General features: G+C 37.1%; 11 protein-coding genes. 3 read left to right on the plus strand and 8 right to left on the minus strand.

Annotation, left to right across the window (positions count from 1 at the left end):
• Positions 1-8: 8 nt before the first annotated feature.
• Positions 9-404 carry a hypothetical protein gene (locus KI363_RS13125; RefSeq protein ID WP_212966580.1) on the minus strand — a complete coding sequence of 132 codons (396 nt, stop codon included), beginning with the start codon at positions 402-404 and terminating at the stop codon, positions 9-11.
• A 347-nt stretch (positions 405-751) separates the two neighbouring features.
• Here KI363_RS13125 and KI363_RS13130 point away from each other — a divergent pair, with 347 nt between their 5' ends.
• Positions 752-1174, plus strand: coding sequence for a hypothetical protein (locus tag KI363_RS13130; protein ID WP_212966581.1), 423 nt, complete (start codon positions 752-754; stop codon positions 1172-1174).
• Positions 1175-1376: 202 nt separating this feature from the next.
• Here KI363_RS13130 and KI363_RS13135 read toward each other — a convergent pair whose 3' ends face one another.
• From KI363_RS13135 to KI363_RS13165, 7 genes are all read right to left on the minus strand, one after another.
• Positions 1377-2189, minus strand: a complete 813-nt coding sequence (locus KI363_RS13135) for an endonuclease/exonuclease/phosphatase family protein (protein ID WP_212966582.1) — start codon at positions 2187-2189, stop codon at positions 1377-1379.
• A gap of 210 nt (positions 2190-2399) precedes the next feature.
• Complete coding sequence (locus tag KI363_RS13140; protein WP_212966583.1) at positions 2400-3233, minus strand: hypothetical protein; 834 nt, start codon at positions 3231-3233, stop codon at positions 2400-2402.
• 195 nt (positions 3234-3428) lie between these two features.
• Complete coding sequence (locus tag KI363_RS13145; RefSeq protein ID WP_212966584.1) at positions 3429-4592, minus strand: ABC transporter substrate-binding protein; 1164 nt, start codon at positions 4590-4592, stop codon at positions 3429-3431.
• 24 nt (positions 4593-4616) lie between these two features.
• Complete coding sequence (locus KI363_RS13150) at positions 4617-6047, minus strand: phosphoglucomutase/phosphomannomutase family protein (RefSeq protein ID WP_212966585.1); 1431 nt, start codon at positions 6045-6047, stop codon at positions 4617-4619.
• A 136-nt stretch (positions 6048-6183) separates the two neighbouring features.
• Complete coding sequence (locus KI363_RS13155; RefSeq protein WP_212966586.1) at positions 6184-7854, minus strand: ABC transporter permease; 1671 nt, start codon at positions 7852-7854, stop codon at positions 6184-6186.
• Entirely contained in the window at positions 7817-8941 is a 1125-nt protein-coding gene (locus KI363_RS13160; protein ID WP_212966587.1) for an ABC transporter ATP-binding protein, read from the minus strand. Before KI363_RS13160 ends, KI363_RS13155 begins: the two co-directional genes overlap by 38 nt.
• A gap of 61 nt (positions 8942-9002) precedes the next feature.
• Positions 9003-10025 (minus strand): ABC transporter substrate-binding protein, encoded by a 1023-nt coding sequence (locus KI363_RS13165; RefSeq protein ID WP_158321540.1) that lies wholly within the window; start codon positions 10023-10025, stop codon positions 9003-9005.
• Between the two features lie 121 nt (positions 10026-10146).
• Between KI363_RS13165 and KI363_RS13170 the strand changes: the two genes are divergently transcribed.
• Positions 10147-11919: a cache domain-containing sensor histidine kinase gene (locus KI363_RS13170; RefSeq protein ID WP_191967397.1), complete on the plus strand. Its 1773-nt coding sequence runs from the start codon at positions 10147-10149 to the stop codon at positions 11917-11919.
• Positions 11920-11923: 4 nt separating this feature from the next.
• Positions 11924-13069 carry a response regulator transcription factor gene (locus KI363_RS13175; protein ID WP_158321542.1) on the plus strand — a complete coding sequence of 382 codons (1146 nt, stop codon included), beginning with the start codon at positions 11924-11926 and terminating at the stop codon, positions 13067-13069.
• The last annotated feature ends 68 nt before the right edge of the window (positions 13070-13137 follow it).

Below are 13137 nucleotides of genomic sequence, written 5' to 3' on the forward strand. Positions count from 1 at the left end.
GACCAAAGTCAAGACCGTTTGCCCTTAAAAAAGACCCCAAGATGTTCAAAAAACTCTTTCTTTGCCTCTTCTGAAACTTCCGTTTTAGAAGCACCAAATATAGGTCCACTTACAATGATAGAAAAATACCCTGATGAGATTAATGTACCCCTAACACTGATTTGCCCAAAAATCAGCAAGATGGCGAGAATAAAGTCAATGGAATCAACTATAAAAGTGGATACTTTCGACTCAGATTTTCCAACTAAGCGCCTCCCACCCGTGATCGGTCCCTGCAATGGGATGGAAAATCCCCCAGTTGGTTGAATAAATATACCATTCATCGTTAATTGGCCCGTAATCAACAGGACAGCGGCGATTAGATTAATATCTAAATAAATCCATTCTGCTGTATTTTTATCCAAAACTCTCACCGTCCTATTCCTTCAGTATTATGTTATTCATTGTGTGAAGGAGCCGTAACAACTCTTTAGCAAAAATCATTTTTTTGCAGCCACCCAAATACTCCATTAATTCATGAAAATCTTGGAGAATATAAAAAACGGCTGTAATATCCCCTGAACCTGGAACGAATATCGCTTTGAAAATAAAAATTCGTAAAGGAAAAGGGCTTTGGAAAGTAACGTAACAGTGGAAGCAGCTTTTTCATTTCATCCATCTGACCATGCTGCAATGGTACTATCGGTACTGGTATAATCCGGGAAATAGGTTTAAAATGGTATATCTATATAAATCATTAGGAGGAATAAACTTGAATGATTTTGGTGAACTTTTGTATGCTGGTAAGACCGACAGTAACAAAAATGGTTTTGCATTTATTCTTTTAGGAATTATATCCTTTGTTGGCGCAAATTTTATCTATGCAAAAATGATGTTAATGGTCATTGGAGGCGTGTTTATACTCGTCGGATTATACCTACTTCTATTTAAACGAAGTGATAAATTTTCAATCTATGAAAACGCGATTGTTTTGACTTTAAAAGGGCAGGAACTTTCAATTCCTAAAGAAGAGATTAACCGTATTGAATATCAGGAAGTAAAAGTTAGAAGAAGTCCGGTCGTGAGTTATTATCCAGTACTTATATTAAACAATGAAAACAAAGTGTTAATGAATAAGGCATTTAATTCCATGATCAATCAAGATTTCAAGAAAATTATTGAGTCATACCTTTGAACAAAAATGCGAAGATGCAGTATCCCTCAAACTGGACAGCAGTTAGTAGGGATTAGCCTTCGCGGTCTTAATTTATTACTGCTATCGGAGCGACTATCCATTAAAGTAACGTACTACAATCTTTAATAACTAAACGGCCCAATTCACAAGTGCGCCGGATCATCGCATAGAAAGCGGAACAGTTTCCCGTTCCGCTTCCCTACTATCGTTTAAATATTAATTGACTAACCACTGGTAAATGGTCTGATGCCTCCGTGTATATGACTTCCTGATTGGAAGCCTCTACTGTTGGAGATGTTAAGATATAGTCAATTCGCTTAATTGGATTTTCGACAGGGAATGTATTCGCATTGTCTTGACCTTCAAATACATCAACAAAATTCCCTTCGTTTAATAATAGTTGAAACTCTTCGCTATGTGGTTCAGCATTCAAATCACCAACAAGTACATTCGGTCCTTCAAAGGCAGATGAAATGCCTATAATTTCCCGTACCTGTGAAACTCTCTCCTCCACACTTAGCCCTAAATGTGTATTGTAAAAGTTCACATGTATTCCGCGAACATTGATTTTTGTTCTTAACAATCCACGTTGCTCATTACCGAAGCTATCTAGATGTATATTTTCTGAATCTATAATTGGATATTTACTTAGGACCGCAGTTCCATATTGCCTATTTTCCACTTGCCCTTCAGCTGGCGAACGATCTAAATTAGCCCCATAAACATAATGGTAGCCTAATATTTCAGCTAGTTCCTTTGCCTGATCTTGAAAATCACTTCTTGAGTCCCAAAAACGATCTACTTCCTGAATTCCAACAATTTCTGCCCCCGCATCTCTAATTACTTGAGCGGTTCTTTGCAAATTCAGTACATTGTCAAGGCCTACACCATGATAAATATTAAACGACATGACCTTTACATCAACTTCTTTTCCATACCCTTGCGCGGAAGCCTGACCTGTGATAGAGAAGATCATGATCATACTTAAAAACAGCCCTAGCATATTTTTCTTCAATTCATTTCCTCTCCTTTTTTGTTTGATTACAAAATCTACTAAAACGACTTCTCATTTTCACCCCCTAATCATTCAAGGTGCTAAGTGAGCGTTTCTATGATGTTGTATGTTCAATCCCAGCCTTTGGGAAAGGAACCTTATTTTATACGAGCCTAAAACATGTAAAACTTCGCAAAATTTAACTATCTTCGGAGAGTGGCAGGCATTTCACTATTTAATTTGGATTTTAATATAGGTTCTGTCATCAAATGATCTATTGTGGTTAGCTATTCCCTTCGTTGATCTATTTTCATAAATACAAAGTGGGTCAGCCTTTAAAATACGGGACAGTTCTTCTTCTGTTTCTTCAAGGCTATCCATGATCTTTGGATAACCATCTGAAGCTAATGATATAAATTCCACATCATGAGGTAAATCTACCGTTTTAATGAGCTCTGGAGGTATAGGGAATCCATTTATAACCGCAAAACTTAAGTGACAATCCGGTGTTGCGTTTTGAAAGTTATATTGCTTTTGAATAAGTGGTCTAATTAATTGGAAACCAATATCGTCTCCTCCTAATAATTCTTCAACCGTTTTCCCTTTTAATAGCTCTCCCTGTAAAATAATGCTCCTAACCTCACTAAAAACTTCGTCAACATATTTTATGTTTTGATAGAGCTTGCCTGCACAATACAGTTGGCAATCTCCGACCATCCATACCTTGTGATGATATTTACTATAAATGATCATCGATGCACTTGGACAAAGGTATGGAAATTCGAGTATCTCTTCTTCCACGTCCAGGGCCTTATACAATTCTTTATATTTTTCATTAATCACTGCAATAATTTCATCGATTGACTCTTGCCCATTTAATGTTGCAATAGCTTTTCGGATCAATTCGGCAGCTAATCTACCCTGTGTTTTTCCATTATACAAACGATCGGATACACTAGTTGCCCCGTCAATGACTGCAGCGAAGTGCTCATTACAAAAATACGTATCCTCACATACATCCATATTGCCACTTTTTGATTGTATAAATTCCTCAACTAGCTTCACCCAATCACCCCTTAATCAAAATAAACGTTATTCGTATCGCTAAAAGCCATTTTCATCGCTACATCTAGCCGTTTTAATGAAGGTAGCTTTCCTTATCAGACGGATCTTTACTGAAGGCTAACCCTGTTAGCAATAAACTTTTTATTTCTATTGCCTAATACTTTCTTTTCGCTGCTGTATCCATGCTATTCTCCTTTATTCGGAGTTTCTCTCAATTTCTTGTGCTTTTTCTTGTATGTTTTTCCAAATGTTCCTACTGCCTTCAGACGCTGCTTGCCCATGAAATCTGTTGTTTTCCTGAACAAGATGGATCAAATACTTAGCCATTGGTAATTGGTAAATAAAAGTCTCATTGCTCATCGAGGTTTTCCTTGTTGGCATCCATCCTGTATTTTTCAAAATTTCTAGTTGAACATCCTCTTGGCCCACAAATTGGTAAAACTGTCTTATGTTTCCCCCATTATCCAAAGCGACAAAACCATTTCCAGAAATAAACAACAGTTCCCCGCTATCTAGTAATGGTAAAACGTCAAATTCAAATGTATTACCAATAAGTTCTTGAATCATTTGTAATTTACTAGACGTAGTAATGAGGACACCTATCTCCATATTAGAAAACCTTGTAACCGCCATATGCTCATCAAGTGGCGGCATTAGCTGGTACTCCTTGACTAAGTTGGTCCAATATCGTTCAAAGGAAATGTCGGAACCCTCCCTAGTGTACTGATAGGCTTCCCAATAGTACGGTATATCCTCATCAAAGTGGAATAACCAAAACGGCTTCGTTTGATTGTTGTGATTGATTCTATCTTGAATGAGTTTGTATGTTTCTAGGGAATCATCAGAGGAAAAAGGGGTTATAAGTTGATCTTCCGCAAAATGATTATTTAGAATGGATCGATTGATCATAATAATCGGTAGCTCCATTCCTAATGGGTACCCATAGAGTTCATCTGTATAATAAAAATTTTCTAATATGGCTTCATGAAAAGGGGCAAATAATTCCTGACCAATTTCCTCACTCGAATATGGGTTCCCTATCTTTACCACTTCATCTAATCCATAACTTGAACCGACCTCAATAATATCGGGAAGATTGCCCTCCGTATGAGCAAGTGCTAATTCTTCCAATAACGTTGCTTGGTTATTAAATTGTTTGATATTCACTTTAATTTTTGATTCTTCTTCAAAATGGTTCATAGAAGAAAGAAGCCCGGGAGTAGTCATCCATATTGTCATTGTATCCTCATATTCATCCTCTTTGTTCAATACAAAGTCTTGGTTGATTAAATTGATCGTATAGACTGTGGATAGAATGACAATACAAACGGATAGAAGAAAAAGAACTCTTAATTTCATCGTTCACTACTCCCTGCTAAGATATTAATGATGATGCAAGATACTAGATTCAATTATCTGCATCACCTGTTGAATGATCCCTTCTATCGTATCATCTGAAGGGGATTCCACCATAATTCTTAATACAGGCTCTGTACCCGAAAAGCGGACCAGACACCATGTGCCGTCTGCCCATTCCCATTTCATCCCGTCAAACGTTTTATATTCCAATAGCTTTTCTTGATAGATTTTTTCAGGAGAAGTATTAAAAATGATTGATTTAATATGCTGCTTATACTCTGCTTCATAGCTATAATTGTGTTCCTTATAATAAAGCTTGCCAAACTTCTCATTTATTTCTTGACGTATTGCACTTAACGGTTTCTTGGTATAGGCTAACATTTCTAGTAGAATACCCGCTGAAAGGATCGCATCCTTTTCCAGAAGATGCCCTTTAATCGTGATACCCCCAGAGCTCTCCCCACCTAAAACAGCATCCGACTGCAGCATTCCTTCAGCAATATGTTTAAAACCAACCGGCTTCTCTATACATTCAAACCCATAATACCTGGCAATATGATCTAATAGATGAGTAGTCGAGAGATTGCGCACCACATTACCCTTCATCCCTTTGTATTCTAAAAAATAATAATACAAAAGTGCTAATATCTCATTTGCATCTACATAACAGCCTTTCTCATCAATAATAGCAATCCTGTCCCCATCGCCATCCGTTGCAATCCCAATATCATATTGTCCTTCCTTCATCATCCCAGTTAACCTCCACAACGATGACTCAGTTGGAGCCGGCACACGCCCTCCAAATAGAGGATCTGCTTTATCGTGGATGATTTTCACCGTTGCCCTAGAATCTACCAATAATGTCAGTAAAGAGTTTACCCCAGTACCAAACATTGGATCATATAGTACACGAATATTAGCCTTTTTTATCCATTCCATGTTGATCTGTGATTCAATAAAAGTAATAAAATCATTCATGTAATTTTTTCTAATGACCAAATTAGTCTCCAAGGCACGGTTATAATTCATTCGTTTTATTTCATTCACTTGAATCATATTGATAGATCTTTCCAACTCAGATGTAATATCTTCGGTAGCAGGCAGACCGCCTTCACGAACATACTTAATTCCATTGTAAATATAAGGATTATGACTTGCTGTAAAGGTTAGACCCGCTGCAGCCTTTTCTTTAATTGTAACAAAGTTTACTAATGGTGTTGGGACGGATGGTGTAAGTAAAACAACTCGGATATGATTCGCTACAAATACTTCCGCCGAAGCTTTGGCAAACTCCTCTGCCATGAAGCGATTATCATATCCGATTACAACACCCTGAGACTGCTTACGATTTTGACAGATTTGATTCGCAATTCCTTGGGAAAACCTTCTCACATTATCAAATGTAAAATTTTCACCGATAATATCACGCCAACCACCTGTTCCGAAACGTATCATGTCATTCCTCCTCATATCATTTTTATTGTTATGGTTCCTTCCATTATTTCTCCTCTAATTCACTAGCAGATCATTGTTTGGTAGAGAATGACGACCTGATTCATTCAGGCTGTGAGTCTAGCCAAAGATCCCCCTATTAAACTGAAATCTCCTTTTTACCAGAAATAATCGTAATAATAATTAATGAAATAATCGTCGCTAAAGATAACATTGATGCTAATGCTGCAGCTGTTCCGAAGTTAGAGGTAAAGACTTCACTATAAATCGAAACAGTAATCGTGGCCGTGGCCCCATAATATAACACTATAGTTGAACTTAATTCATTTATAGTGGTGACCCAACTTAAAATTGCCCCCGATAACACCCCTGGTATCATCAAAATCGCCGTTGTCTTAAAGAAGGTTTTCATAGGTGGAACACCTAAACTTATAGAAGCCTCTTCAACACTCTTATCAATTTGATGCAATATAGCCGTACTGGAGCGCATCGTATAGGGCAGTTTTCGTACAACATACGCTACAACCAAAATTACCCATGTACCAGTTAATTCAATAGGTGGCTTATTAAAGGCAATAATTAAACTAATCCCAAGAACAGTACCCGGTATAACATAAGGAATCATAATTAACGCATCTAAGAAAGAGGTAATTTTAGACTTTCTTCTAACCACTACATATGAAAGTAATAATCCTGCAATAACCATAATCACAATCGCAACACTTGCATACGTAAATGTGTTTTGAATTGCTTTTGGCACTTTATAAAGGACCTCTCGATAACTATCTAAACTAAATCCCCCGACAAACACAGGCCCATTCGTTTTCAAAAACGATGTCGTAATGACGGTCGCTTGTGGAATGATAGATAAGCTCACTACTCCCATAACCATTAAGGTCGCTAGGATCTTTTTTACTGGGCTGAGCCTAATCACTTTTGGTGGTCGTAATGAACTCATTGTATATGTTTTTCTATTCACGATATGTCGTTGAAACAGTAATACAGATGTTGTGACCGCAAGTAAAATCATACTTAATGTACTTGCCATTGCTGGGTTAGACCCCATTTCACTAATAAACTGATCATAGGCTAAAATGGGAAGTACTTTTTCCCCTTGTCCAATTAACATGGGAGTACCAAAGTCAGCGAAAGAGGCCATAAATACCATTAATGCCCCCGTTGAAATGGTTGGAAATATTAATGGTAATGTTACCTTACGAATGCGATCGAAACCAGATACCCCAAGACTTGCTGATGCTTCCTCAAGAGATACATCAATTGTTTTCAAGGCTCCAGACACATATAGGTAAATATGTGGGTAAAACTGTAATGTAAATACCCAGATCATCCCATGTAATCCATAAATAGAAGGTATTTTTATTCCAAGACTCGCTAAAAAGTTCGTGATAAATCCGTTATTTCCAAGCATTAAAATCCAAGAATACGCTCCGATAAATGGAGGGGACAATAACGTTAGAATAATTAAAATATGGAAAACACCTTTAAACGGAATATTGAATCTCGACATCGCATAAGCAACCGGAATACCTAATAAACAAGCAAAGAAGGTTGCAGATGTTGAGACGATAAAACTGTTAATTAAGGCGGAATAATAATATTTATAACTAAAAAATTCTTGATAATTTTCTAGTGAAATTTTTCCATCCTGCCAAAAGCTATTAACAAATATATTAAATAAAGGGTAAATGAGAAAAAATCCTATTAGGATAAATGCCGCAATAATAACAAAATGCCAGAAGTCTAATCGAAGACTAAACGGTTTCCTTAATGCTTGTGTTCTTATGTTCATTTAGTACTTCCTCCCCACTTTCATCGAAAATAACGGCTTCGTCAGGATTTAAATCTACTTTTATCCGATCTCCGGTCTTTCTAAGCATGTTGTATCGAATGGAATGCTCATGTGCACTGATCACTGTGCCCGAGTTAAACCTAATTTTGTACACAACAGATTCTCCAAGGAAGGTAGCGTCGATAATCTCCCCATCTACTAAGGCTGGTCTAGCTTCACTAGTCTCGTAAATCTTAAGTTGTTCTGGTCGAATGGAATATATTGCTTTACCGTTTACATTTTCCAAAAGATTTGTACCCAATGTTACACCCTCGACTGTTACAATCGCTTTATTCTCAGCATCTACTACCTCCAAATCAGCATCTAGAAAGTTCGTTGTACCAATAAAGTTCGCAACAAATTTATTTGCAGGGCTTAAGTAAATTTCATGGGGCCTACCAATTTGTTGAACTTTCCCTTCGCTCATTACAGCGATTCTATCCGATACAGCTAGGGCTTCTTCTTGGTCATGGGTTACATAGATTGTCGTGATATTTAGTCTTTTTTGTAGACTACGAATATCTTCACGCATCTTAATTCTTAGTTTTGCATCTAGGTTGGAAAGTGGTTCATCCATCAATAATAAGCCCGGATAAATCACAATGGCACGGGCTAAAGCAACACGCTGTTGTTGCCCCCCACTCAATTGGGATGGTTGACGATCTTTTAAATGAGCAAGCTCAACCATGTCTAACGCTTCTGTTACCCTTGCTTTAATCTCATCTTTTTTAACCTTCCTTGCCTTTAAACCATAAGCAACATTCTCAAACACAGTTAAGTGGGGAAAGATAGCGTAGTTTTGAAAAACCATTCCGATATTACGTTTATGTGCTGGAACATTATTCATATGCTGGTCACCAAAGTAAAGATTTCCTTCTTCCTGTTGGTAGAATCCCGCAAGTGTTCGCAGTAGTGTAGTCTTTCCACATCCACTTGGGCCAAGCAAGGTGAAAAATTCCCCTTTGCCGATGTCGATATTTATATTATCAATGGCTTTATTCTCACCAAAGTATTTGCTGATTTGTTGTATTTTCACGTGTTCTTGCACGGTCCTTCCTCCTTCTTAAGAAAGGGATCAAGTATACACATGATCCCTTTAAAGCTGTATTCTATTGTTGTTCAATTAAGATTTGCTGGAACTGTTTCATTACTTCATCTTTATTATCAGCAGACCAAGCAAAATCATAATCTACTAGTGGAATTTCATCGTTATCGACCAATCCTTCTGGTGGATTTACATCATTACGGATGGAACGTCTGTTGAAATCCTCTACGATCATTTCTTGTAAGTCTTTACCTACTAAGAAATCAATAAATTTCTTTGCATTGTCTCCATTTTTCGCTCCCTTAATTAAAGCAACACCGTCTGGAACAGCAGATGTTCCTTCTTCTGGATAATGAACATTAACAGATGCTCCACCAGCAATATAGCGGTAAGCAGCTTCTTCCAATGTAATACCAACTGGGAATTCACCGTCTGCTACACCCTTTGGTACAGCACTAGAGCTCGATAAAATTTTCCCACCCAGATTGGATACAAAATCTCCTACAAAGCCCCAACCATCATCGCCATCATCTTGATAGGCAGTAAGCATGGTCACTAATTGGGTATAAGCAGAACCAGATTTACTTGGATCAACGTAAGCAATTTTCCCTTCCCATTGCTCGTCTAATAAATCCCCCCAACTCTTTGGTGCATCCGCGTCAGCTACCATTTCTTGGTTGTACATAATCACCATTGGAAGTGCTGAGAAACCAGTCCAAATATTACTTGGACTCTTAAACTCGGCTGGGATAGCATCGTCTTCAGCCGTTTTATACGCCTCAAAGCTATCACCATATGCCTCTAATGATTCTGCACCGCCACCCCAAAATACATCCCCGCCTGGGTTACCTTCTTCTGCCGTCACACGGTTTAATAATTCACCCGTACCACCCGTTACAACGTCCACTTTAATACCTGTTCTATCTTGGAATTCTTTTACAATTGGATTAATAATTTCATTTTGATGTGGCGAGTACACGGTTAATGAATCAGCATCTTTACTAGCTTTTTCTTTATCATCAGATCCACATGCAGCGATCACCGCTAGAAGCATACCCATGATAAGAAGCATTAGTACCTTCTTCATTTTATAACCTCCTATAATTTTTAATTGTGCTACAATATTGATGATACAGACTACTGAAAACGGATACAATCATATTTTTTTCGGATCATGTATAATTTTTTTCCTATTAAGGGGTGTGGACATGATAGGTAAACTAAACAATCTAAATTTACGCAGTAAACTCATCATCGTGATTATCATTACATCCCTTATCCCATTGTTACTGTTAGGCCTTTTTACATTTAATTATTTATCAGGGTTACTCCAAGAAGAAGTCAGTGAAAATGAGCTAGAACGAATTACATCGATCAACCATCAGGTTTCCTATTTTTTAAAAGACGTGGAACAAATGACACTTTTCTTTTATAAAAATGAAGAAATACAAGCGATTCTTAAGAAGGATAGCGACCGAAGCCTTAATGAAAAATACGAGGATTACGAATATGTCCGGGATGTTTTTGATACTGTTATGGGAGTTAAGGATTGGGATGTTCATCTATATGTAATCGGTCTAAATGGCGACAGGTACTTTTCTAATGATTACCTCCCAAATCGCTACAACACCATAAGGGAGTCATGGGGAGTATTTCGAAAAGCAAACAACGCAAAAGGTTCCCTCGTCTGGGATACAAATTACTCCGTTAATCGAGTCGATCATCAAGACATTGTACTCACAGCGGGACGTATTCTAATCGATTCTAAAACGAATGAAAAAATCGGTTATCTAATGGTCGATATATATGAATCAGCCTTTTCTAATATCTACGAGAAAAATAACTACGCAACCAATGACAGTTTTCTCTTATTAGATGATCAAGGGTACATCATTTCAAGTTTACCTGACAAAACGAATGTCGGGACAAGGCTGAAAACAACTTACTATGACCGGATTATGAACGGGGACAAGGGATTTTTTAAATTTGATTGGCAGGATACAACCTCCATTTTGACCTATCAAACAGATGAAAACACGAATTTCAAGACGATCAGTATTATTCCAATGGATATCATCCAACAGAAAAACAATCTTGTTCGAAATTTAACCTTAAACTTTGCGCTCATTGGGATCATCTTCTCCATCTGGCTGGCCTATTACTTGTCTAAAACAGTGACAAAGCCACTATACAAATTGATTTATTTAATGAAAGAAGTAGAAAAGGGAAATCTCGAGGTTCGATTTGATCCGAAATACAATGATGATATTGGGATATTTGGCAAACGATTTAATCGGATGCTTGAAAAACTAAAGGTCTCTATTCAAGAAAACTATGAAAAACAGGTTCGTATGAAAGATTCAGAACTAAAAGCATTACGTGCCCAAATCAATCCACATTTCCTTTATAACACATTAGAAACGGTAAATTGGTTGGCGAGACTAGAAGGCGTAAATGACATCAGTAAAATCGTTGTTTCACTTAGTGAAATTATGAAGTACTCTGTGAGGAAGGGGGAAGATTTCGTTACCATTGAGCAGGATGTTAAACAGCTTAAAAACTACTTAACTATACAGGAGTTTCGCTATCGAGATAAATTTGATGTCCATTTACAGGTTGATGATTCAGTATTAAATCAAAAAATTCCTGCCCTATTGCTACAGCCAATCGTCGAAAATGCGATTGTACATGGTTTGGAAAATAAGATTTCTAAAGGAATAATCCAGATTGCCATTACAAAAGAGCAAGAAAACATTCGCATTGTGGTTCAAGATAATGGAATCGGAATGGATGAGGAGACACTTTCCCTTGTCAATCGAGAAATTAAAGAAGGAATTGAATTTGATGATTTAGGAATTGGAATTGAGAATGTCCGCAAAAGACTATATTTAAGCTACGGAAATCAATTCAAATGGTCACTTACCTCTGAGGTAGAAGTAGGCACAAAAGTAGACATATTCATTCCATATAAGGAAGGTTAAAAAGATGATGTTTTCTATTTTAATTGTTGATGATGAGTGGACAATTCGGGAAGGCTTAAAAAGAACAGTGCCTTGGAAAGAGTGGGGTATTAAAGTCATTGGAACAGCTACGAATGGAAATGAAGCCCTAGAAATGTTAACTCAGTTCCATGTTGATATTCTTTTGACGGATATCCGCATGCCAGGAATAAGTGGGTTGGAATTAATTGAAAGATGTCGAAGTCAATTTCCAGATTTAATACTAGTCTTATTGACAGGACATGATGAATTTGAATATGCTCAGAAAGCAATTAAGCTCGGTGCAGATGACTTTTTATTAAAACCAACCAATGTGGATGAATTAGAAGCAACAATGCGCTCGATTACTAATGATTTATATATAAAGCAGGCAGAAAAGAATAACATATTGGCTTTATTCATTAAAGATGCCATCCAGCATAATACATTACAAAACATCGAGAAGATCCAATCAATCGGGAATATACGCCCCCAATATGGATTTATCATCGTTCGTTCACAAGCAGAAAAGATAGCTCATGCAACATTAGAGTCCGTTCAGTTAATTGACGATAAAGTATCTCAACAAGTGTATTTTTGCCACTCATTAAAGAATGGAGAACACTGGGAAGAGACGATTCAGAAGTTAAAGAACCATTATAGCAGGATGGAATGTCGGGCTACTTTCCATATAAGCCTTCTGGCAGATGATTTAAATCAACTTATTACAATATACAAGCAAGCAAACTCGGCTTCTCAACTTTATAAGACAAGCGAGAATATTACAATCTTCCAATACCACGATGATCAATATACTCTAGACTTTGAGAAAGTAATCCAGTACATTCAACAGCACTATCAGGAAGCGATTAGTCAAACTGAACTGGCAGCGAAACTCAATATGAGCAATAGCTATTTTAGTAAACTATTTAAACAACATACAGGAATTAATTTTGTTGACTATCTTACATTAAAGCGAATGGAAGTAGCAAAGGAGCTACTGCTATCGACCACATTAAAAACATATGAAGTCGCAGCCGAAGTTGGCTATGAGGAATCTAGATATTTTAGCCAACTTTTCAAAAAAACAACTGGACTAACGCCATTGCAATTTCGCGAGAATGGCTCTTTGGGTAAGTTATCAAAGGAATAATATCGCTCCCTTACATTTGAGTAGGGAGCTTTTTTATTCCTTAAATCCTTAAATGCTAGAATTTCAGA

The organism is Lederbergia ruris (assembly GCF_018332955.1).
Lineage (GTDB): Bacteria > Bacillota > Bacilli > Bacillales > Bacillaceae_C > Lederbergia > Lederbergia ruris.

Bases quoted from the DNA above. Each gene is read 5' to 3' on its own strand.
- KI363_RS13145 (WP_212966584.1), bottom strand. From the start codon at position 4,592: ATGAAATTAAGAGTTCTTTTTCTTCTATCCGTTTGTATTGTCATTCTA.
- KI363_RS13150 (WP_212966585.1), bottom strand. From the start codon at position 6,047: ATGATACGTTTCGGAACAGGTGGTTGGCGTGATATTATCGGTGAAAAT.
- KI363_RS13155 (WP_212966586.1), bottom strand. From the start codon at position 7,854: ATGAACATAAGAACACAAGCATTAAGGAAACCGTTTAGTCTTCGATTA.
- KI363_RS13165 (WP_158321540.1), bottom strand. From the start codon at position 10,025: ATGAAGAAGGTACTAATGCTTCTTATCATGGGTATGCTTCTAGCGGTG.
- KI363_RS13170 (WP_191967397.1), top strand. From the start codon at position 10,147: ATGATAGGTAAACTAAACAATCTAAATTTACGCAGTAAACTCATCATC.
- KI363_RS13175 (WP_158321542.1), top strand. From the start codon at position 11,924: ATGATGTTTTCTATTTTAATTGTTGATGATGAGTGGACAATTCGGGAA.